At 61.6% G+C, this 19,361-nt stretch carries 21 protein-coding genes and 1 pseudogene; 7 read left to right on the forward strand and 15 right to left on the reverse strand.

The features are described 5' to 3' along the window. Positions 1 to 40: 40 nt before the first annotated feature. Both bfr and P0Y58_07980 read right to left on the reverse strand, forming a co-directional pair. Positions 41 to 514, reverse strand: coding sequence for a bacterioferritin (gene bfr, locus P0Y58_07975; protein WEK32126.1), 474 nt, complete (start codon positions 512 to 514; stop codon positions 41 to 43). A 201-nt stretch (positions 515 to 715) separates the two neighbouring features. Further along, complete coding sequence (locus P0Y58_07980) at positions 716 to 934, reverse strand: bacterioferritin-associated ferredoxin (GenBank protein WEK32127.1); 219 nt, start codon at positions 932 to 934, stop codon at positions 716 to 718. 223 nt (positions 935 to 1,157) lie between these two features. Here P0Y58_07980 and P0Y58_07985 point away from each other — a divergent pair, with 223 nt between their 5' ends. Further along, a complete protein-coding gene (locus tag P0Y58_07985) occupies positions 1,158 to 1,760 on the forward strand; it encodes a peroxiredoxin (GenBank protein WEK32128.1) in 603 nt (200 codons plus the stop codon). A gap of 87 nt (positions 1,761 to 1,847) precedes the next feature. On the opposite strand, the gene rnt is transcribed toward P0Y58_07985, so the two are convergent. Both rnt and pyrC read right to left on the reverse strand, forming a co-directional pair. Next, positions 1,848 to 2,522: a ribonuclease T gene (gene rnt / locus P0Y58_07990; GenBank protein WEK32129.1), complete on the reverse strand. Its 675-nt coding sequence runs from the start codon at positions 2,520 to 2,522 to the stop codon at positions 1,848 to 1,850. Then, entirely contained in the window at positions 2,519 to 3,565 is a 1,047-nt protein-coding gene (pyrC, locus tag P0Y58_07995; protein ID WEK32130.1) for a dihydroorotase, read from the reverse strand. The genes rnt and pyrC overlap by 4 nt, the downstream gene beginning before the upstream one ends. Before the next feature lie 129 nt (positions 3,566 to 3,694). Between pyrC and P0Y58_08000 the strand changes: the two genes are divergently transcribed. Both P0Y58_08000 and P0Y58_08005 read left to right on the forward strand, forming a co-directional pair. Continuing rightward, the gene (locus P0Y58_08000; GenBank protein WEK32131.1) at positions 3,695 to 4,654 is read left to right on the forward strand and encodes an OmpA family protein; all 960 of its coding nucleotides are present in this window, start codon (positions 3,695 to 3,697) and stop codon (positions 4,652 to 4,654) included. 147 nt (positions 4,655 to 4,801) lie between these two features. After that, on the forward strand, positions 4,802 to 6,019 hold the full coding sequence (locus P0Y58_08005; GenBank protein WEK32132.1) for an argininosuccinate synthase: 1,218 nt from the start codon (positions 4,802 to 4,804) through the stop codon (positions 6,017 to 6,019). A 70-nt stretch (positions 6,020 to 6,089) separates the two neighbouring features. On the opposite strand, the pseudogene P0Y58_08010 reads toward P0Y58_08005, so the two are convergent. Continuing rightward, a pseudogene (locus P0Y58_08010) lies at positions 6,090 to 6,572 on the reverse strand (hypothetical protein). A gap of 370 nt (positions 6,573 to 6,942) precedes the next feature. On the opposite strand from P0Y58_08010, the gene P0Y58_08015 reads away from it, so the two are divergent. Further along, positions 6,943 to 7,566 (forward strand): response regulator transcription factor, encoded by a 624-nt coding sequence (locus P0Y58_08015; protein WEK32133.1) that lies wholly within the window; start codon positions 6,943 to 6,945, stop codon positions 7,564 to 7,566. A gap of 55 nt (positions 7,567 to 7,621) precedes the next feature. Here the strand turns inward: P0Y58_08015 and P0Y58_08020 are convergent, their stop codons facing one another. From P0Y58_08020 to metG, 7 genes are all read right to left on the reverse strand, one after another. Continuing rightward, positions 7,622 to 7,798, reverse strand: coding sequence for a hypothetical protein (locus tag P0Y58_08020; GenBank protein ID WEK32134.1), 177 nt, complete (start codon positions 7,796 to 7,798; stop codon positions 7,622 to 7,624). Between the two features lie 104 nt (positions 7,799 to 7,902). Continuing rightward, the gene (nth, locus tag P0Y58_08025; protein WEK32135.1) at positions 7,903 to 8,541 is read right to left on the reverse strand and encodes an endonuclease III; all 639 of its coding nucleotides are present in this window, start codon (positions 8,539 to 8,541) and stop codon (positions 7,903 to 7,905) included. Positions 8,542 to 8,545: 4 nt separating this feature from the next. Continuing rightward, entirely contained in the window at positions 8,546 to 9,070 is a 525-nt protein-coding gene (locus P0Y58_08030; protein WEK32136.1) for an NADH:quinone oxidoreductase, read from the reverse strand. Next, a complete protein-coding gene (locus tag P0Y58_08035) occupies positions 9,063 to 9,665 on the reverse strand; it encodes an RnfABCDGE type electron transport complex subunit G (GenBank protein WEK32137.1) in 603 nt (200 codons plus the stop codon). Before P0Y58_08035 ends, P0Y58_08030 begins: the two co-directional genes overlap by 8 nt. Beyond that, the gene (locus P0Y58_08040; protein ID WEK32138.1) at positions 9,662 to 10,636 is read right to left on the reverse strand and encodes an RnfABCDGE type electron transport complex subunit D; all 975 of its coding nucleotides are present in this window, start codon (positions 10,634 to 10,636) and stop codon (positions 9,662 to 9,664) included. Before P0Y58_08040 ends, P0Y58_08035 begins: the two co-directional genes overlap by 4 nt. Beyond that, complete coding sequence (locus P0Y58_08045; protein ID WEK32139.1) at positions 10,633 to 11,181, reverse strand: Rnf-Nqr domain containing protein; 549 nt, start codon at positions 11,179 to 11,181, stop codon at positions 10,633 to 10,635. Before P0Y58_08045 ends, P0Y58_08040 begins: the two co-directional genes overlap by 4 nt. Positions 11,182 to 11,269: 88 nt before the next feature. Then, on the reverse strand, positions 11,270 to 13,309 hold the full coding sequence (gene metG, locus P0Y58_08050) for a methionine--tRNA ligase (protein WEK32140.1): 2,040 nt from the start codon (positions 13,307 to 13,309) through the stop codon (positions 11,270 to 11,272). 158 nt (positions 13,310 to 13,467) lie between these two features. Here metG and apbC point away from each other — a divergent pair, with 158 nt between their 5' ends. Next, on the forward strand, positions 13,468 to 14,562 hold the full coding sequence (gene apbC / locus P0Y58_08055; protein ID WEK32141.1) for an iron-sulfur cluster carrier protein ApbC: 1,095 nt from the start codon (positions 13,468 to 13,470) through the stop codon (positions 14,560 to 14,562). 186 nt (positions 14,563 to 14,748) lie between these two features. Here the strand turns inward: apbC and P0Y58_08060 are convergent, their stop codons facing one another. Continuing rightward, positions 14,749 to 14,958: a cold-shock protein gene (locus tag P0Y58_08060; protein ID WEK32142.1), complete on the reverse strand. Its 210-nt coding sequence runs from the start codon at positions 14,956 to 14,958 to the stop codon at positions 14,749 to 14,751. Between the two features lie 328 nt (positions 14,959 to 15,286). Between P0Y58_08060 and dcd the strand changes: the two genes are divergently transcribed. Further along, positions 15,287 to 15,853, forward strand: a complete 567-nt coding sequence (gene dcd, locus P0Y58_08065; GenBank protein WEK32143.1) for a dCTP deaminase — start codon at positions 15,287 to 15,289, stop codon at positions 15,851 to 15,853. Between the two features lie 94 nt (positions 15,854 to 15,947). Further along, positions 15,948 to 16,175 (forward strand): hypothetical protein, encoded by a 228-nt coding sequence (locus P0Y58_08070; GenBank protein ID WEK32144.1) that lies wholly within the window; start codon positions 15,948 to 15,950, stop codon positions 16,173 to 16,175. Positions 16,176 to 16,181: 6 nt separating this feature from the next. Here P0Y58_08070 and pdeM read toward each other — a convergent pair whose 3' ends face one another. Further along, positions 16,182 to 16,832, reverse strand: a complete 651-nt coding sequence (gene pdeM, locus P0Y58_08075) for a ligase-associated DNA damage response endonuclease PdeM (GenBank protein ID WEK32145.1) — start codon at positions 16,830 to 16,832, stop codon at positions 16,182 to 16,184. Between the two features lie 39 nt (positions 16,833 to 16,871). Beyond that, positions 16,872 to 19,322, reverse strand: a complete 2,451-nt coding sequence (locus P0Y58_08080; protein WEK32146.1) for a ligase-associated DNA damage response DEXH box helicase — start codon at positions 19,320 to 19,322, stop codon at positions 16,872 to 16,874. Positions 19,323 to 19,361 lie beyond the last annotated feature (39 nt).

Here is a 19,361-nt window from a genome sequence, read left to right on the forward strand (position 1 = left end):
AAAAACCCGCTGATCGCGGGTTTTTTTATGCGGCGAATAATTACTCTTCGCCCATCTGCGACTGCAGGTAATTCTCGATAGTGATCTTGTCGATCAGCCCCAGTTGGGTTTCCAGCCAGTCGATGTGCTCTTCCTCGGACTCGAGAATATCTTCAAGCATGTCACGCGAGCCGAAGTCGCCAGCCGTTTCGCAATGCGCAATGGCCGCCTTGAGGTCTGCCAGGGCTTTCTTCTCGAGCTTCAGATCACACTCGAGCATTTCCTTGGTGTGCTCGCCGATCATCAGCTTGCCCAGCTCCTGAACGTTCGGAATGCCTTCGAGGAAGAGAATACGCTTGATCAGTTTGTCAGCGTCTTTCATCGCGTGGATGGATTCCTTGTACTCGAGCTTGCCGAGTTTGTTCAGGCCCCAATCTTCGTACATACGTGCGTGCAGGAAGTACTGGTTGATCGCGACCAGCTCGTTTCCGAGGATCTTGTTGAGATGCTGGATGACGCTTACGTCGCCTTTCATTGCGGGTTCCTGCCCTGTAGAAGTGTGCCAATACAGTGAAGTTTGAGCCCGATACTTAGGAGTGTCAAACCTAAGTTGTTGAATAATAAGTGAAAATTAATAGGAATAAGAATGTTTGTGAACCGCGTTGCGGGGCTAACTTATTGAATTTAAGGCATAAAAAAACCGGACACAGGGTCCGGTTCTTCAAAATAGGGGTGTTCAGGCCGCAGTAAATTCTACGGGATAGGGCAGGGCTGCCTGGCTGACCTGAAGCTCGGTCAGGGTCTCCCGGACCACTTGCTTGGCCAGGCAGGCACATTTGCCACACTGGCTGGCGACATTCGTCGCGGCTCGCACTTCCTTGTAACTGCAGCATCCTTCATAGATCGCATCGCGGATCTGTCCGTCGGTGACGCCGACACAAAGACACACATACATAAGGGCTGACCATCGCTGGTTGAGTCGATGGATTGGAGCTTAATGTTAATGAGAATGCTTGTCAAAATACTTTCTGGAAGGGCTGTGTTTGAGCGACCGGTGGTTGCTTTGTCGAGGGATTCGGCCTGTCATCAGAAGCCGTGTATGATGGGCGGCCTTTGTTGGATGTCGGGCTAGCCGTCTGGCCCGGCAAACGGTTTTTCACCCTCATCAGGAGATTACAATGAGCGTACTCGTTGGTAAGAAAGCCCCCGATTTCACCGTTCCGGCCGTGCTGGGCAATGGCGAGATCGTCGACAGCTTCAACCTGGCTTCGGCCATCAAGGGCAAGTACGGCCTGGTGTTCTTCTACCCGCTGGACTTCACCTTCGTCTGCCCGTCCGAGCTGATCGCCCTGGACAACCGCATTCCGGACTTCCAGGCGCGCAACGTCGAAGTGATCGGCGTTTCGATCGACTCGCACTTCACCCACAACGCCTGGCGTAACACCCCGGTGAACAACGGTGGCATCGGTCAGGTCAAGTACACCCTGGCTGCCGACATGACCCATGAAATCTGCAAAGCCTACGACGTCGAGTCCGAAGGCGGCGTGGCCTTCCGTGGCGCCTTCCTGATCGACACCAACGGTGTTGTCCGTTCGCAGATCATCAACGACCTGCCACTGGGCCGTAACATGGACGAACTGCTGCGCCTGGTCGACGCCCTGCAATTCCACGAAGAGCACGGCGAAGTCTGCCCTGCCAACTGGAAAAAAGGCGACAAAGGCATGAACGCTTCGCCAGAAGGCGTTGCTGCCTACCTGAGCGAGAACGCCGGCAAGCTGTAATTGCTGCGTGCATGAAAAAACCGGCCCTGGTGGCCGGTTTTTTTGTGCCTGGGGTCTGGGAGTGTGGAGCACTCCCAGGATCCGGACTCAGTCGTTGAAGTCGCGCCAGCCGCCCATCTCTTTCCAGCGGTTGACGATGCCGCAGAACAGTTCAGCTGTCTTCTCGGTGTCGTAACGCGCCGAATGCGCCTCACGCCCGTCGAAGTCGATGTCGGCGCTCTGGCAGGCCCGCGCCAACACGGTCTGGCCATACGCCAGGCCCGCCAAGGTAGCGGTGTCGAAGCTGGAGAACGGGTGGAACGGGTTGCGCTTCAGGTCGTTGCGCGCCACCGCCGCATTGAGGAACCCCAGGTCGAAGCTGCTGTTGTGGCCGACCAGGATCGCCCGTTTGCAGCCATTGGCCTTCAATGCCTTGCGGATGCCACGGAAAATGTCGGTCAGCGCGCTTTCCTCGCTGACGGCCATGCGCAGCGGGTGGTCCAGCTTGATGCCGGTGAACTCCAGTGCCGCCTGTTCGATATTGGCACCCTCGAACGGCTCCACGCGATGGAAGTAAGTGTGTTCGGGGAACAGGAAGCCTTTGTCGTCCATGCCAATGGTGACTGCGGCAATTTCCAGCAGGGCATCGGTGGCGCTGTTGAAACCGCCAGTTTCCACATCCACCACTACCGGCAGGTAGCCGCGAAAGCGCTCGGCCATCGGGTGGCGCGAACCGCTGCTGCCCTGGGTGTCCATGTCGTCTTCGTAAAGGTCTTCGCTCACGCGTTTTCCTCCAGCAAGCGCCAGCGCAGTTTTTCACCGGCGCGCAGCGGGATTACGGTCTGCTCGCCAAACGGCAGGCTGTCTGGAGCGGTCCACTCTTCACGCACCAGGGTGATGGTGTCGGTGTTCACCGGCAGGCCGTAGAACGCCGGGCCGTGCAGGCTGGCAAAGCCTTCCAGCTTGTCCAGCGCGTTACGTTGCTCGAACGCTTCGGCGTACATCTCGATGGCCGCATAGGCGGTGTAGCAACCGGCGCAACCGCAGGCGGCTTCCTTGGCGTGACGGGCGTGCGGTGCCGAGTCGGTGCCCAGGAAGAACTTCGGGTTGCCACTGGTGGCAGCGTCCAGCAGCGCCACCTGGTGGGTGTTGCGCTTGAGGATCGGCAGGCAGTAGAAGTGCGGGCGAATGCCGCCAACCAGCATGTGGTTGCGGTTGTACAGCAGGTGCTGCGCGGTGATGGTCGCGCCGACGTTGGCCGGGGCCTCGGTGACGAACTGCGCGGCATCGCTGGTGGTGATGTGCTCGAACACCACTTTCAGCGTCGGGAAACGCTCGACCACACGGCGCATATGCTCGTCGATGAAACGCTTTTCGCGGTCGAACACGTCGATATCGCTGCGGGTCACTTCGCCATGTACCAACAGTGGCATGCCAACTTCTGCCAACGCCTCGATGGCCGGGAAGATGTTGTCGATGCTGGTCACGCCCGAATCGGAGTTGGTGGTGGCGCCAGCCGGGTACAGTTTGGCGGCGTACACGATGCCGCTGGCCTTGGCCGCGCGGATGTCTTCGGGGCTGGTGCGGTCGGTGAGGTACAGCACCATCAAAGGCTCGAAGCGGCTGCCGGCAGGGCGGGCGGCCAGGATGCGCTCACGGTAGGCGCCAGCCTCGCCGGCATTACGCACCGGAGGAACCAGGTTAGGCATGATGATGGCACGGGCAAAAGTGCGCGCCACGTCGCCAACGGTGTGGGGCAGGACGGCACCATCGCGCAGATGGATGTGCCAGTCGTCGGGGCGCAGGAGGGTCAGGCGATCGGACATTGGGGATTCCAGGCGGGTCGAACTCAAGCCCCAATGCTACCGGAAAACCCTGGGGCGAGCACGGCTATCAAGTTTTCCGGACGGCGTCCGATAGCCTGCAGGTAAGCCGTCAGAATTGTGGAGCCGCCCGTGCGCCAGCGTTACCTAACCCTGTTGACCCTGTTCGCCAGCCTGCCGGCCGGCGCACTGACTTTCCAGACGCGCATGGAGAACATCGCCTGGAAGGTCGAGGGCGACCAGTTCGAATGCCGACTGATCCAGCCGATAGAAGGTTTCGGCAGCGGTGAGTTCGTGCGCCGGGCGGGTGAGCAGCCCGTGTTCCAGCTGCGTTCGGACAGCAACGTACTGGGTGCAGGTACCGCGAGCCTGCTTGCGGCGGCGGCGCCGTGGCAGCCTGGGCGGGGTGATATCAACCTGGGCAGCGTGCGCATGGCCCGCACCGGCGTGCTGTTCAGTTCTTCCCAAGGCCAGGCCAGCCGCCTGATCAACGGCTTGCTCGACGGGCGCAGCACGGTGGTGCGCAACTACACCGGTGAGGCCGGCAGGCCGATGGAAGTGCGCGTGCTACCGGTCAGCTTCGCCAAGGCTTACAGCGACTACCAGGCCTGTGCCGGCAAGCTGCTGCCGATGAATTACGACCAGGTGCGCCAGATCCAGGTCGGGTTCCCGGGGGGCGGCACCGAGCTCGATGCTTCAGCGCGTGCACGGCTGGATGTGATCCTGGATTACATGAAAGCCGACCCGACGGTGAACCACATCGAACTCGACGGCCACTCCGACAACAGCGGCAACCGCCTGACCAATCGCGACCTGTCGCGCCGTCGCGCGCTGGCAGTGGCCGATTACTTCAAGGCCCATGGCGTCGCTGAGGAACAGATTGTCGTGCGCTTCCATGGCGAGCAGTACCCGTTGGTGAAGAACAACAGTGCTGCCAACCGTGCGCGCAATCGCCGGGTGAACATTGAGCTGGACCAGATTACCGTGGTTGTGAAACCCGTGGAGAAACCGGTTGAGCCAGCGGCGCCTGTTGCTCCGGCCACAGCCCCCGCCAGCCCGGCTGCTGCCGCGCCGGGGGCGAAGGCGCCCTGAGACATCCTTTAACCATCCATCCACACCGACCGTCGCCCTTCCGACAGTTCCTGTCGCTTTGTCGTCAGAAGCTGTCGCCCCACTGTAAATTTATCCGCAAGGCCGTTAGAATCGATCCCTTTCCGTACAACCCCGTGGAGTGATGGCATGGCGGACGTAAATAAGGTCGTACTGGCGTATTCCGGCGGCCTTGATACTTCGGTGATTCTCAAGTGGCTGCAGGATACCTACAACTGCGAAGTGGTGACCTTCACCGCTGACCTGGGTCAGGGCGAAGAGGTCGAGCCGGCCCGTGCCAAGGCACAGGCAATGGGTGTGAAAGAGATCTACATCGACGACCTGCGCGAAGAGTTCGTGCGTGATTTCGTGTTCCCGATGTTCCGCGCCAACACCGTCTACGAAGGCGAGTACCTGCTGGGTACTTCCATTGCCCGCCCGCTGATCGCCAAGCGCCTGATCGAAATCGCCAACGAAACCGGCGCTGACGCCATTTCCCATGGCGCTACCGGCAAAGGCAACGACCAGGTTCGTTTCGAACTGGGTGCCTACGCCCTGAAACCAGGCGTCAAGGTCATCGCCCCATGGCGCGAGTGGGACCTGCTGTCCCGCGAGAAGCTGATGGACTACGCCGAGAAGCATGGCATCCCGATCGAGCGCCACGGCAAGAAGAAGTCGCCGTACTCGATGGACGCCAACCTGCTGCACATCTCCTATGAAGGCGGTGTCCTGGAAGATACCTGGACCGAGCACGAAGAAGACATGTGGAAATGGAGCGTCTCCCCTGAGAACGCCCCGGACCAGGCCACCTACATCGAGCTGACCTACCGCAATGGTGACATCGTTGCCATCGACGGCGTCGAGAAGTCCCCGGCCACCGTGCTGGCCGACCTCAACCGTATCGGCGGCGCCAACGGCATCGGCCGTCTCGACATCGTCGAGAACCGCTACGTCGGCATGAAGTCCCGGGGCTGCTACGAGACCCCTGGCGGCACCATCATGCTCAAGGCCCACCGTGCCATCGAGTCGATCACCCTGGACCGAGAAGTCGCTCACCTGAAAGATGAGCTGATGCCGAAATACGCCAGCCTGATCTACACCGGCTACTGGTGGAGCCCGGAGCGTCTGATGCTGCAGCAGATGATCGACGCCTCGCAGGTGAACGTGAATGGCGTGGTGCGCCTGAAGCTGTACAAGGGCAACGTCACCGTGGTCGGTCGCCAGTCGGACGACTCGCTGTTCGATGCCAACATCGCGACCTTCGAGGAAGATGGCGGCGCCTACAACCAGGCGGACGCTGCCGGCTTTATCAAGCTGAACGCACTGCGCATGCGCATCGCTGCCAACAAGGGCCGTTCGCTTCTCTGATTGCTGGCGTGTGTTGTAAAAACCCCGGCTCAGGCCGGGGTTTTTTATTGGTGTAAACAAACCTTGGTGTTCAGTGCTCGTCGTGCATGGCGTTGTCTTCAAGTGCACTGATCGACAGTTGTGCACATTGCCGTCTGTCCAGATTGCAAAAGCGCCAGGTACGCGCTGGCACGGGGTGCTGGGCAAGTGCAGACAGCAGTTGCTGCTCCATCATGCGGTTGGCGTCGGGGCCGGAAAACATGAACGTGACAGGTTCGCCTTGAACCGCTTTGCGGGCATCGTTTGCCATGGCAGCAGTGGCCACGCTGTTCGCAGCCAACGCGTTGTCGTTCGCCGTTTTGCCAGGTGATGGGCTGTAGAACGACTTGTAGTTGAAGTTGAGCGTCAGGAAGAACAGTGCAGTCAGAAAGAATGGGAAGCCCACCAGAAACCAGGTTTAGAGCTTTTGGCTGGACTCACTGAGAAACGGCAATGTAGCAAGGGCGGAGGCTTCGATAATCCCCGCGAAGATGGCAATGATCGTCAGCGGGGCGACAGGTTGTGCTTGGGTCATTTGGGCCGTCTCCAGCGGTTTTGCCCATCTTTACCCTACTGTTGGGCTCAACTAAAGACTGGATTGATTTCCAGATGAGGACTAATCGGCAGATAGCCGGCCCGCTGTGAATTTTCACCTTGTTTGAATGGGATCTTTCCTCAAGCGAGCGCCCGTTTTCAACTGGTACATACTTGCAGCCAACTGATACCGTCAATTTGGTAATAAGCAGTTCAATTGTTACAACTGTTGCCATAACTTGTAGGAAATTTCTGTAAGTGATGTAGGTTTTATCTGCTCATGAGTTTCGCCGGGAATTCGTCGCGCCATCGGGCGCCCTGTCGGTTATCGTGGCGTGCCAAAGCAAAAATAATGAATCAATGGATATCGCATGAATAAAGTGCTTATCGTGGATGATCATCCGGTCATACGCCTGGCCGTGCGCATGCTGATGGAGCGGCATGGGTATGACGTCGTGGCGGAGACCGACAACGGGGTGGCTGCATTGCAACTCACACGGCAACACCTGCCGGACATCGTGGTGCTCGATATTGGCATCCCCAGGCTGGATGGTCTGGAGGTGATCGCGCGCATGGCAACTTTCAGCCCGGGCAGCAAGGTGCTGGTGCTGACATCACAGGCCCCCGGCAACTTCTCGATGCGCTGCATGCAGGCGGGGGCATCGGGTTACGTGTGCAAGCAGCAGGAACTCACCGAACTGCTAAGCGCCATCAAGGCTGTGTTGTCGGGTTACAGTTACTTCCCCAACCAGGCCTTGCATGCGTCGCGCGCCAGGGGAGGGGGGAGCGAGGCAGATATGGTCAACCGCCTTTCCGCGCGCGAGATGACCGTGTTGCAGCAGTTGGCGCGCGGGCGCTCCAACAAGGAAATTGCCGAAAGCATGTTCCTCAGCAACAAGACGGTCAGTACCTACAAGTCCCGGCTATTACTCAAGCTTAATGCGCGGTCGCTGGTTGACCTGATCGAACTGGCGCAGCGGCAAGGTCTTAACTGACCGCCAGGCCGCAAAGCCTCCCGCCGGGGGGCTTTGCCAAGGCTCCAGAGCAGCGCTACAGATCGTAGTCGAAATCGGCCAGCTGTTTTTGCAAGCGCCGTTCTTCCAGCATGTTGTCGATGGTGCGGCGTTTGCTCAGGTTGGTCTTTGCGGTTTCCACCTGGGGTTGCGCTTCATCTTCTGTGGCAACAAAATCATCTTCGATCGACAGGTCGTCTTTATCGGTGCTCATGAGTCGCTCCAAGCCAAGGGGCCATTGGCCGTCCTTATAACCAGAAAGCAGGCGCCGGTAAAAAAGATTTTTTCAATCGCTGGGAGTGGTTTTGTGCTATCGGCTCAATCGTCGCTGGTCTTGTGCTTGTATTCGCACAAGTCTTCGATCCGGCAACTGCCACACCTTGGCTTGCGTGCCTGGCATACATAGCGCCCATGAAGGATCAACCAGTGATGGGCGTCGAGCAGGTAGTCCTTCGGCACGAACTTGACCAGTTTCTTCTCCACCTCCAGCACCGTCTTGCCTGGCGCGATGCCTGTGCGGTTGCTGACCCTGAAGATATGGGTATCTACCGCCATGGTCGGCTGGCGGAATGCAGTGTTAAGCACCACGTTGGCGGTTTTGCGGCCGACGCCGGGCAGCGCTTCCAGGGCTTCGCGCGTTTGCGGCACCTGGCTGCCGTGCTGCTCTATCAGCATCCGGCAGGCTTCGATGACGTTCTTGGCCTTGCTGTTGTAGAGCCCGATGGTCTTGATGTACCCGCTCAGGCCTTCAACGCCCAGGGCATGGATGGCCTCGGGGGTATTGGCGACGGGGAACAGACGGGCGGTGGCCTTGTTGACGCCGACGTCGGTGGATTGCGCAGACAGCGTCACGGCGACCAGCAGTTCGAACGGGGTGGTGTAGGCCAGTTCGGTCTTAGGGTCGGGGTTGTCTTCGTGCAGCCTGCGAAAGATCTCCAGGCGTTTGGCGGCATTCATGAAATCAGAGCTTTCCTTGACGACGTGAGTGGGCGGAGCCCGGGCGCAGGCGATTGTACAAGGCCAGCAGCAGTCCGAGCAGTAGCAACGCGCCGGGGGCCAGGCTGGCCAGGTGCAGGCCGGCGAACTCGGCCAGCCCTTGGCGGCTGGCGCCGAGCAGCAGGCAGATGGCGAGCACAGCGCCAAGGTGCCGGGCGAGCAGGCGCCAGCGACCCTGGCTGGGAAGCAGGTGGTCGTAGGCCAGGCATGGCAGGCAAAGCAGCGCGGGATAGTGGCCAAGGGCAATGGCCAGTGGCAGCAGCCACGCACGCAGGGCCAGCTGCAGGCAGCTGGCCAGGGCGGCCAGCAACAGCAGGCTGGCTAACACGTATGCCCAGCTGGCCAGTCGCTGGCGCAAGGGGGCCAGCAACAGCTGGTGCAGGCTGCTCATCACGATCGCGCACAAGCTGATGGCGGCGCCCTCGCGTAGCGTGCCGGTGGCGCCCAGTAAGGGGACAAGGCTTGCCGCCAGCCAGTAGACGCTATTCATGCGAGGTGCCCTCTAACAGCATGCTGCGCTGCTCATCGAAATAGCTCAGGGCTTCCTGTAAGGCTGTGATCACTGCCCGTGAGGTCACGGTTGCGCCGGCCAGTTGGTCAAAGTCACCCTGGTCCCGCTTCAGCGCCCAGTGGTCGCCCAACTGACGGTTGGCAAACTGCCCCAGCCAGTGCACCTGCGGGTCTCCCAAGCGTGCACCCAGCCCCGGGCTTTCCTGTTGCTCAACCACTTGGCTGCCGATCAGCCTGCCGTCGGTGGCGATGGCAATGCTCAGCACGATAGGCCCGGCGTAGCCTTGGGCCTGGGTGATCAGGATGACTGCGGTTGGCTCACCTGCCCGCGTGGCCCGGTAGGCTGCCAGGATACGACTGTTTGGCCGCTGTGCGGCGGGCCTTGGCAGGGGCGTGTCCAGTGGTTGGTTGTCGTAACTGCCTTCAGGCAGCACTGCCAGTCGCTGGCGGCTTTGCAGTTGCTTCTCGGCGCTGGCGATGGCGGTACTGGTCCATTGTCGCCACGTCAGCGTGGCAGACACAGCCAGTGCCCCAGTCAGCAGCAGCAGGCCTGCATCACGCGCCAGGCGGCTCATCGGGCGGCCTGCTGACGCTGCAAGGCCAGGCGCTCAAGGCAGGGAACCATGAGGTTCATCAGCAGGATCGCGAATGCCGTGCCATCGGGGTAATTGCCCCAGGTGCGGATCAGGTAGATCAGCAGCCCTGCTCCCAAGCCGAAGCACAGCCTGGCCCACTCGTTTCTGGGGCCGGAGACGGGCTCGGTGGCAATGAAGAACGCCGCTAGCATGGTCGACCCGGAGAACAGGTGCAGCAAGGGTGAGCCGTTGGAGTCCGACCCCGAACCGTTCCAGCCCAACAGGCTGAACACGAACAACCCTGCCAGCAAGCCCGCAGGCGCATGCCAGCTGATCACCTTACGCTGCAGCAGGAACAGGCCGCCGACCAGGAACGCCAGGTTGGCCCATTCACTGCCCCTCCCGCCGATACTGCCGAAGCCGGGGTGACTGGCGAACAGCTCGTCAATGGTGAGGCTGCGGTTGTGCCGCAGGCCGTCGAGCAGCGTAGGCCGGGCCCAGGCATCAATGTGTTCGCCACCCGCAAACACCTGCTGCAGGCTTTCCAGCAGGCCGGGTGCAGGCCCTGGCCAATGGTTCATCTGCAACGGAAAACTCAGCAACACGAAGGCATAACCGACCATGGCCGGGTTGAACAGGTTGCGTCCGACACCGCCAAAGGCCTGCTTGCCGATGCCGATGGCAACGCTCGTGGCGACCACCGGCAACCACCACGGGGCCAGGGTGGGTAGGGCGCACGCCAGCAAGACGGCGGTTACCAGTGCGCTGCCGTCGTTAAGCGCAGGCTTCAGCGGTTGCGCACGCATTGCCAGCAGCAGGCCTTCGCACAGCAAGGCGCCACTGGTGCAGAGCAACAGGTTCAGCAGAAAACCCCAGCCGTGCAGCCAAAGCAGTGCCAGCAGGCCAGGTGTACAGGCCAGCAAGACCAGGCCCATGCTGGTGCGTAGTCGCGGGTCGGGGGCAGTACTCATTGGGCAAACAATCCATTGAAGCCGGAAAACGCCATGGCCATTACCCCAGCACCGATCAATTCGATGGGCAGGCCGCGCAGTACGCCGGGGATGTCGGCATGGGCAGTGCGCTGGCGCAGGTCGGTGAGCAAGACCAGCGCCAGCCAGAAGCCGCCACCTGCCAGCAGGGCTTGCAGCAGTATGGCTGGCCAGCTGCTGTCATCGTTGGCCTGTTGCAGCGCCAGCCCCAGCGCTGCGGCATTGCTCAAGAGCAGGGCTGGCAACCCCGTAACGGGCCAGGCCGGGCGCCATTTGGCCAGCAGCCACGGCACGCCCCATGCGAGCAATGCCAGCCATGGCAATAACACGAACAGTGCAAGGTCGTGAATGTGCAGCGGAGCAAGCACCCCTCGCACCAGCAACTGAGCCCCGATCACGCCCAGCGCAATGCATAGCGCGCAGGCCAGGCCGTGCACATGCAGCTGCAGCCTGGGGGCTGACGGTTGTAGCAGGCACAGGTGATTGACCAGCGCGGCGCTGATCAGGACCAGGATGTAGTCGCTCATGAGAAGACGATAGCCGGGAATGGGGGTGATTGTCCGGCAATCAAGGCGCAGAAGGAACTGCCCCGGCACGAGGGCCGGGGCAGGGGCGTTACTTGATGCGCTGGCCTGGCTTGGCGCCGCTGTCCGGGCTCAGCAGGTAGATTTCTTCACCGCCGGGGCCTGCGGCCATGACCATGCCCTCGGACACACCAAAGCGCATCTTCCGTGGCTTGAGGTTGGCAACCATCATGGTCAGGCGGCCCTCCAGCTTGGACGGGTCGGGGTAAGCCGACTTGATGCCGGAGAACACGTTGCGGCGCTCGTCACCGATGTCCAGGGTCAGTTGCAGCAGCTTGTCGGCACCTGCTACGGCTTCGGCCTTGACGATCAGTGCCACGCGCAGGTCAACGGCAGCAAAGGTGTCGAACTCGATTTCTGCCGACAGCGGGTCCTTGGTGAGCTCGCCATTGCCCGCGGGGGCCTTGGCTTCGGCGGCCAGCAGGTCTTCCTTGCTGGCGGCGACCATGGCTTCGACCTTGGCCAGTTCGATGCGGCTCATCAGTGCCTTGAACGGGTTCAGCTGGTGGTTTTCCAGACGCGACTGGTGGTCGGTCCAGGCCAGCGGGGCAACATTGAGGAAGGTCTCCGCATCGACGGCCAGCACCGGAAGCACTGGCTTGAGGAAGATAACCAGCTGGCGGAACAGGTTGATGCCCTGGGCGCAGATCGCCTGCACTTCGTCCTGCTTGCCTTCCTGCTTGGCCAGCGACCACGGTGCCTTGTCGGCAATCCAGGCGTTGGCGCGGTCGGCCAGCGCCATGATCTCGCGCATGGCACGGCCGAAGTCGCGGCCCTCGTAGGCTTCGGCGATCGACGGGGCTGCGGCCAGGAAGGCCTCGGTCAGCTCCGGTGCGGCATCGCCAGTCACCATCACGCCTTCATTGCCTTTGTGGATGAACCCGGCGCAGCGGCTGGCGATGTTGACCACCTTGCCAACCAGGTCGGAATTGACCTTCTGCACGAAGTCTTCCAGGTTCAGGTCCAGGTCGTCGACGCCACGGCCCAGCTTGGCCGCGTAGTAGTAACGCAGGTATTCCGGCTGCAGGTGGTCAAGGTAGGTGCGGGCCTTGATGAAGGTGCCGCGCGACTTGGACATCTTGGCGCCGTTGACGGTCAGGTAGCCGTGCACGTTGACTGCGGTCGGCTTGCGGAAGCCGGCGCCTTCGAGCATGGCGGGCCAGAACAGGGCGTGGAAGTTGACGATGTCCTTGCCGATGAAGTGGTACAGCTCGGCTTTGGAGTCTTCCTTCCAGAAGGCATCAAAGTCCAGCTCGGGGCGGCGTGCGCACAGGTTCTTGAAACTGGCCATGTAGCCGATGGGCGCGTCCAGCCACACGTAGAAGTACTTGCCCGGTTCGCCCGGGATTTCAAAGCCGAAGTACGGCGCATCACGGGAGATATCCCACTCCTGCAGGCCGGAATCCAGCCACTCGGCCAGCTTGTTGGCCACTGCGTCCTGCAGGGTGCCGCTGCGGGTCCACTGCTGCAGCATGGCCTGAAAGTCTGGCAGCTTGAAGAAGAAGTGCTGGGAATCACGCAGTACCGGGGTGGCACCGGAAATCGCCGACTTGGGGTTCTTCAGCTCGGTCGGCGCGTAAGTGGCGCCGCATTTCTCACAGTTGTCGCCGTACTGGTCTTCGGCCGCGCACTTGGGGCAGGTGCCCTTGATGAAACGGTCGGCCAGGAACATGCCCTTTTCCGGGTCGAAGTACTGGGTAACCGAACGGGTGGCGATGTGCCCGGCTTCACGCAGGCGCGTGTAGATCAGGCTCGACAGTTCGCGGTTTTCTTCGCTGTGGGTGGAGTGGAAATTGTCGAAGTCCACCAGGAAGTCGGCGAAGTCGCCGCTGTGCTCGGCCTGAACGTTGGCGATCAGCTGCTCCGGGGTGATGCCTTCCTTTTCGGCGCGCAGCATGATGGCCGAGCCGTGGGCGTCGTCGGCGCAGACGTAGATGCACTGGTTGCCGCGCATTTTCTGGAAGCGGACCCACATGTCTGTCTGGATGTACTCGAGCATATGGCCTAGATGGATTGATCCATTGGCATAGGGCAGGGCGCTGGTGACGAGAATCTGACGTGGCTCGGACATGGTGGCTCGGCTACTTATCTGGCTACGGGGTAAAAATGAGGGTGATCGGCCACTATAAAGGGCTGGCGAAGATATTTCACCCAGCAGAAGCATATGCTGACGATTGACGGGTTAGGATAGGCGCCTGTTTTACATTAAGTTTGCCAATGGGAGTCTCCATGAGTGCCGTCACCCGTGCCGCCGTCGAAGGCGTGCTTCGCCAGTACACCGACCCCTACCTGAACCAGGACCCGGTCAGCGCCGGTTGCGTGCGCGCCATCGATATCCAGGGCGGGCAGGTCAGCGTGCAATTGCAGTTGGGGTATGCCGCCGGGCTGTTCAAGAACGGCTGGGCCCAGGTGCTGCAGACCGCCATCGGCAACGTTGAGGGTGTCAGCAGCGCCCTGGTGTCAATCGATTGCCAGGTGGCCGCGCACAAGGCCCAGGCCCAGGTGCCGGCCTTGGCCGGTGTCAGGAACATCATCGCCGTAGCCTCGGGCAAAGGTGGTGTTGGCAAGTCGACCACTGCCGCCAACCTGGCCTTGGCGCTGGCACGCGAAGGCGCGCGGGTGGGTATTCTCGATGCCGACATCTACGGCCCAAGCCAGGGCGTGATGTTCGGTATCGCCGAAGGCACCCGCCCGCAGATCCGTGAGCAGAAGTGGTTTGTGCCGATCAAGGCCCATGGTGTGGAAGTCATGTCCATGGCGTTCCTCACCGACGACAACACGCCGATGGTCTGGCGTGGCCCGATGGTCTCCGGCGCGCTGTTGCAACTGGTGACCCAGACCGCCTGGGACGACCTGGACTACCTGGTGATCGACATGCCCCCGGGCACCGGCGATATTCAGTTGACCCTGGCGCAGAAGGTACCGGTGGCCGGTTCGGTGATCGTGACCACTCCGCAGGACCTGGCGTTGCTGGATGCCAAGAAAGGCGTGGAGATGTTCCGCAAGGTCAACATCCCGGTGCTGGGTGTGGTCGAAAACATGGCCGTGCATATCTGTTCGAACTGCGGTCATGCCGAGCACCTGTTCGGCGAAGGCGGCGGCGAGAAGCTGGCTAGCCAGTATGGTGTCGACCTGCTGGCATCGCTGCCGTTGTCGATGCTGATCCGCGAGCAGGCCGACAGCGGCAAGCCCACGGCGATTGCCGAGCCGGAAAGCCAGATTGCCATGGTCTATCAGGAGCTGGCCCGCCAGGTGGGCGCGCGGATCGTGCTGCAGGAAGCGGCGGCGCCAGCGATGCCGAGCATTACCATCAGCGAAGACTGACCTGCCGGACCGAGTCGCCTGCTTCGCGGGCTTGCCCGCTCCCACAGGGACTGCACAGCACTTGAGGCTTGCGCAGCCCTTGTGGGAGCGGGCAAGCCCGCGAAGAAGCCAGCGCCGATTTTCAGTCAGGCATAAAAAAACCCGCCAGAAGGCGGGTTTTTTTGAAAGCGAGGAAGCTAAATCGACTTAGGCGATTTGAACTTCTTCAGCCTGCATGCCTTTCTGGCCGCGGGTAGCGACGAAAGTAACAGCCTGGCCTTCTTTCAGGGTTTTGAAGCCGTCAGCTTGGATGGCTTTGAAGTGCACGAACAGGTCGTCGCCCGACTGAGGGGTGATGAAGCCGTAGCCTTTCTCATCGTTGAACCACTTAACGGTACCGTTTTGACGGTTGGACATTTTTCTGTCTCCTTGGACAATTTGATTACGGTCAGGAAAAACCCTTCCCGGGACTGAGCGCAAAGAGAGCAGAAAATTCAGCGATGGTTCGATCTTGATCGTGCATCAAACTAGAGATTCTCGGTGTCACGTGCAGCACAGTGGCGCCACCTTACCCCACTTTCCGCAACCTGCCAATGGTCTGAAGGTGCATTACGCAAATTCGGATCGACGGCGGCTGCAGCCTCCGCCCGGCGCGGGATGCGGCATAGAACTTTAACCTGGGCGCAGGGACCGGTAAGATGCGGATCACGATTTTTACCACGCAACTCTTCAGGAAACTTCCGCCATGAGCATCAAATCGGACAAGTGGATTCGCCGCATGGCGCAGGAACACGGCATGATCGAACCGTTCGTCGAGCGCCAGGTGCGCGGCGAGCAGGACAGCCGGGTCATTTCCTTCGGTGTCTCCAGCTACGGCTACGACGTGCGCTGCGCCGACGAATTCAAGGTTTTCACCAATATCAACTCGGCCACCGTCGACCCCAAGAACTTTGATGCCGGCAGCTTCGTCGACATCAAGAGCGACGTGTGCATCATCCCGCCGAACTCCTTCGCCCTGGCCCGCACCGTCGAGTACTTCCGCATTCCACGTGACGTGCTGACCATCTGCCTGGGCAAGAGCACCTACGCCCGTTGCGGCATCATCGTCAACGTCACCCCGCTCGAGCCTGAGTGGGAAGGCCATGTGACGCTGGAGTTCTCCAACACCACAACGCTGCCGGCGAAAATCTACGCCAACGAAGGCGTGGCACAGATGCTGTTCCTGCAGTCGGACGAAGAGTGCGAAGTGTCCTACAAGGACCGTGGCGGCAAATACCAGGGCCAGCGCGGCGTTACCCTGCCACGCACCTGAGCCGACAAACGCGGGGAATTCCCCGTGCCTTTGGTACTCCAACGCAGTAATGCCGGTGCGCATGATGTGCACCGGCCTTCGTCAGGAGCAGCCAATGAAACTCCATCCCGCAATCAGTGCCAAGCTGGCAGGCCTGCAGCCCAACCACGTCGGGTTGTTGCCCTGGTCACTGCTGGCGCACCCGCTGCCGATGCAGGCGGGGGGCGTGCCCCACCAGCCTGGTCCCGATACGCCCCAGCCACCGGAACCGGGTGAAACGCAACCCATGGAACCTGGTGAGCCAACCTTGCCGGACGAGCCGCCTCCAGCGCCTGTAGCGTGAACGCTGTCACAGCGGCCAGACGCGCCCTGCGCCAGCCAGGTATATCTGGCCTGAACCGCTTGGCGCGATGGTCCAGCCGCCGGTGAACTCACCGAATGCCGGTAGCAGGCTGACACCCTTGTCGATCACGAAGCATGGCAGGCGCAGGCGTTGACGGGCCTTGCCGCGCAGGACGAAAACCGGGTGCACATGGCCCGCCAGCACCGGCTGCGTCGCGTGCGGCACAGGTTCGTGCTGTAGCGCAAACGGCTCCAGCAGCCAAGGTTCGTCCTGCACCTCGATGCGCAGCGTCGCGGGTGGATCGCCAGCGTGGCGGTCATGATTGCCGCGTATCAGCACGATGTTGAGTTCTTCATGGCGCTCCCGCCATTGATGCACATTGGCCAGCGTTGCGGGTGCACGGGCCGTTCGGGCATGAAGAAAATCGCCCAGAATGACCAGTAGCTCACAGTCATAAGCGGCCAGCAAGGTATCAAGCCGGGCGAGGGTGGCCTCGGTAGTGCCACGTGGCACCGGTTGATGCAGGGCCCGATAGCTGGCGGCTTTGCCGATGTGCACATCGGCCACCAGCAGGGCGCGGCGAGCGGGCCAGTAGATGGCCTTTTCGGCGAGTAGCCAGAGTACTTCGCCGCAGTGCTGGATGGGCTGATGATTCATTCAGGCCTAGTCCATTGCCGTCCTCTTAAACCACTCCATTTATCGACCATCTGCAGCACTCTCCAATTCAGCCACCATCCGTGCAATACGGTCCGCCAGTTTTTCGGTGCTCAGCGTCTCGCGCATGCCCTCTACCAACAAGGCAAACGCCAACGGTCCCGGCCGCTTCAAGGTGCGCAGGTCCAGCCGCAGGCCGCCCATTTTCAGCAATTGCCGACGCAGCCGTTCAATTTCAAGTTCCTCGCTCAGCACCTCATCCCGCGCCTGGCCAAGCAACAGGTTCTCGGCGTCATGCTTGCGGAACACTTCGTAGAACAGCCCGCTGGATGCCTGGATCTGCCGGGTGCTTTTCTGCGCTGCCGGATACCCGCCAAACACCAGCCCGGCAATCTGGGCGATCTCGCGAAAGCGGCGCAATGCCATTTCTCCCGCATTCAGGCTGGCCAGCACATCCTCCAGCAGCTGCCCGGTAGTCAGCGCCTGGGGCAAGTGCGCCGCCCAGTCCACGTTGCCGGGGCTAAGCAGTTCGAACCCGTAATCGTTGACGGCAATCGACACCGACAGCGGCTGCACGCGGCTGACCCGCCAGGCAATCAGGCTGGCCAGGCCCATGTTGGCCATGCGCCCGGCAAATGGGTACAGGAACAAGTGCCAGCCCTGGCGGGATTTGAAGGTCTCGGCCAGCAACGTGCCTGTGGTGGGCAAGGCCGACCATTTGGCCTGTAGCGCCAGCAACGGGCGCACCGCACGCATCTCCGGGCCGTCGAAGCGTTCGTGGGCTGCGGCATCCAATTGTTCGACCAACGCGTCGGCCAGTTCGCTCGAAAGCGGCATGCGCCCGCCATTCCAGCGCGCCACCGCGGCCTTGCGCGCAGTGCTGCGACGTACGTAGGCCGTCATGTTTTCCACGCGTACCAGTTCCAGTACCCGTCCGGCAAACACAAGCGTATCACCGGGTCTCAGGCGCGAGATGAATGCCTCTTCGACACTGCCCAGCGTTTTGCCGCCGCTGCCCTTGGTCCAGTATTTCAGTTGCAGGTTGGCATCGCTGACAATGGTGCCGATGCTCATGCGATGGCGCCGCGCAAGGCGCTCGCTGGCCACACGGTATTGCCCGTCGGCCTGGCGTTCCACGCGCTGGTAGTCCGGGTAGGCGCTGAGTGAGCCACCGCCGTGGCAGACGAAGTCCAGGGCCCATTGCCACTGGCTGTCGCGCAACTCGGCAAACGCCCAGGTGCTGCGTACTTCGGCCAGCAGCTTTTCGGCGCTAAAGCCACTGCCCAGGGCCATGCTGACCAGATGCTGCACCAGCACGTCCATGCACAGCCGTGGCGAGAAGCGCGCTTCGATGTGCCCGGCTGCCAGTGCCTGTCGCGCCGCCGCCGCTTCCACCAGTTCCAGGCTGTGGGTAGGCACCAGGGTTATCCGCGAGCGCCGCCCCGGTGCATGGCCGGAGCGACCGGCCCGCTGCATCAGGCGGGCAATGCCCTTGGCCGAGCCGATTTGCAGCACCCGCTCCACCGGCAGAAAATCCACGCCCAGGTCCAGGCTGGACGTGCAGACCACTGCCTTCAGGCTGCCTTGCTTGAGGCTGCGCTCGACCCAGTCACGGGTGTCTCGCGCCAGCGAGGCATGGTGCAAGGCAATCAGCCCGGCCCAGTCGGGGCGGGCTTCAAGCAGCGCCTGGTACCACAGTTCGGCCTGGGCGCGCGTGTTGGTGAACACCAGGCAACTGGCACTGGCATCAATTTCCTGGCAGACCTGCTCGAGCATCTTGAGGCCCATGTGCGCCGCCCAGGGGAAGCGCTCGATCGCCACCGGCAGCAGGGTATCGACTTGCAGCGCCTTGTCCTGGCGCCCTTCTACCAGCAAGCCACCTTGCGGCAGCAGTACCTCCAGCGCGTGTTGAAGGTTGCCGAGCGTGGCAGAGAGGCCCCAGGTAGGCAGGGCCGGGTGCCACTGACGCAGGTGGGCCAGGGCCAGTTGCAGTTGTACCCCACGCTTGTTGCCCAGCAGTTCGTGCCATTCATCCACCACCACCAGGCGCAGCGTGGCGAAATCTTCGCGCGCCTGTGCCCGGGTCAGCAGCAAGGTCAGGCTTTCGGGGGTGGTGACCAGCACGCTGGGCAGGCGCCGTGCTTGCCGGGCGCGTTCGGCGCTGCCGGTGTCTCCGCTGCGCACCCCCACGCGCCAAGGCAGTTCAAGTTCATCCAGCGGCGCCTGCAAGGCGCGCGCGGTGTCTGTGGCCAAGGCCCGCATGGGCGTGACCCACAGCACCTGCAGGGGTACAGGTTGGCTGCCCTGGGGCTGGGTGTTGAAAGCGCGAAGCGCTGCGAGCCACACGGCGTAGGTCTTGCCGGCGCCGGTGCTGGCATGCAACAGGCCAGACTCGCCGCGCTCGACGGCTGCCCAGACGCGTCGCTGGAAAGCGAACGGCTTCCAGCCGCGTTTGGCGAACCAGGTATTGGCAAGGTCGGTGGCGGCGGGCATGAGGCAGCGGTCCGTCGAAGGTTGTGCTTCTACAGACCA

Origin of the sequence: Candidatus Pseudomonas phytovorans (assembly GCA_029202525.1) — a bacterium.
GTDB classification, from domain to species: domain Bacteria; phylum Pseudomonadota; class Gammaproteobacteria; order Pseudomonadales; family Pseudomonadaceae; genus Aquipseudomonas; species Aquipseudomonas phytovorans.

Excerpts from the sequence above, each read along its gene's own strand:
- bfr (WEK32126.1), bottom strand. The coding sequence starts at position 514 with ATGAAAGGCGACGTAAGCGTCATCCAGCATCTCAACAAGATCCTCGGA.
- P0Y58_07980 (WEK32127.1), bottom strand. The coding sequence starts at position 934 with ATGTATGTGTGTCTTTGTGTCGGCGTCACCGACGGACAGATCCGCGAT.
- P0Y58_07985 (WEK32128.1), top strand. The coding sequence starts at position 1,158 with ATGAGCGTACTCGTTGGTAAGAAAGCCCCCGATTTCACCGTTCCGGCC.
- pyrC (WEK32130.1), bottom strand. The coding sequence starts at position 3,565 with ATGTCCGATCGCCTGACCCTCCTGCGCCCCGACGACTGGCACATCCAT.
- P0Y58_08005 (WEK32132.1), top strand. The coding sequence starts at position 4,802 with ATGGCGGACGTAAATAAGGTCGTACTGGCGTATTCCGGCGGCCTTGAT.
- P0Y58_08015 (WEK32133.1), top strand. The coding sequence starts at position 6,943 with ATGAATAAAGTGCTTATCGTGGATGATCATCCGGTCATACGCCTGGCC.
- P0Y58_08020 (WEK32134.1), bottom strand. The coding sequence starts at position 7,798 with ATGAGCACCGATAAAGACGACCTGTCGATCGAAGATGATTTTGTTGCC.
- nth (WEK32135.1), bottom strand. The coding sequence starts at position 8,541 with ATGAATGCCGCCAAACGCCTGGAGATCTTTCGCAGGCTGCACGAAGAC.
- P0Y58_08030 (WEK32136.1), bottom strand. The coding sequence starts at position 9,070 with ATGAATAGCGTCTACTGGCTGGCGGCAAGCCTTGTCCCCTTACTGGGC.
- P0Y58_08035 (WEK32137.1), bottom strand. The coding sequence starts at position 9,665 with ATGAGCCGCCTGGCGCGTGATGCAGGCCTGCTGCTGCTGACTGGGGCA.
- P0Y58_08040 (WEK32138.1), bottom strand. The coding sequence starts at position 10,636 with ATGAGTACTGCCCCCGACCCGCGACTACGCACCAGCATGGGCCTGGTC.
- P0Y58_08045 (WEK32139.1), bottom strand. The coding sequence starts at position 11,181 with ATGAGCGACTACATCCTGGTCCTGATCAGCGCCGCGCTGGTCAATCAC.
- metG (WEK32140.1), bottom strand. The coding sequence starts at position 13,309 with ATGTCCGAGCCACGTCAGATTCTCGTCACCAGCGCCCTGCCCTATGCC.
- apbC (WEK32141.1), top strand. The coding sequence starts at position 13,468 with ATGAGTGCCGTCACCCGTGCCGCCGTCGAAGGCGTGCTTCGCCAGTAC.
- P0Y58_08060 (WEK32142.1), bottom strand. The coding sequence starts at position 14,958 with ATGTCCAACCGTCAAAACGGTACCGTTAAGTGGTTCAACGATGAGAAA.
- dcd (WEK32143.1), top strand. The coding sequence starts at position 15,287 with ATGAGCATCAAATCGGACAAGTGGATTCGCCGCATGGCGCAGGAACAC.
- P0Y58_08070 (WEK32144.1), top strand. The coding sequence starts at position 15,948 with ATGAAACTCCATCCCGCAATCAGTGCCAAGCTGGCAGGCCTGCAGCCC.
- pdeM (WEK32145.1), bottom strand. The coding sequence starts at position 16,832 with ATGAATCATCAGCCCATCCAGCACTGCGGCGAAGTACTCTGGCTACTC.
- P0Y58_08080 (WEK32146.1), bottom strand. The coding sequence starts at position 19,322 with ATGCCCGCCGCCACCGACCTTGCCAATACCTGGTTCGCCAAACGCGGC.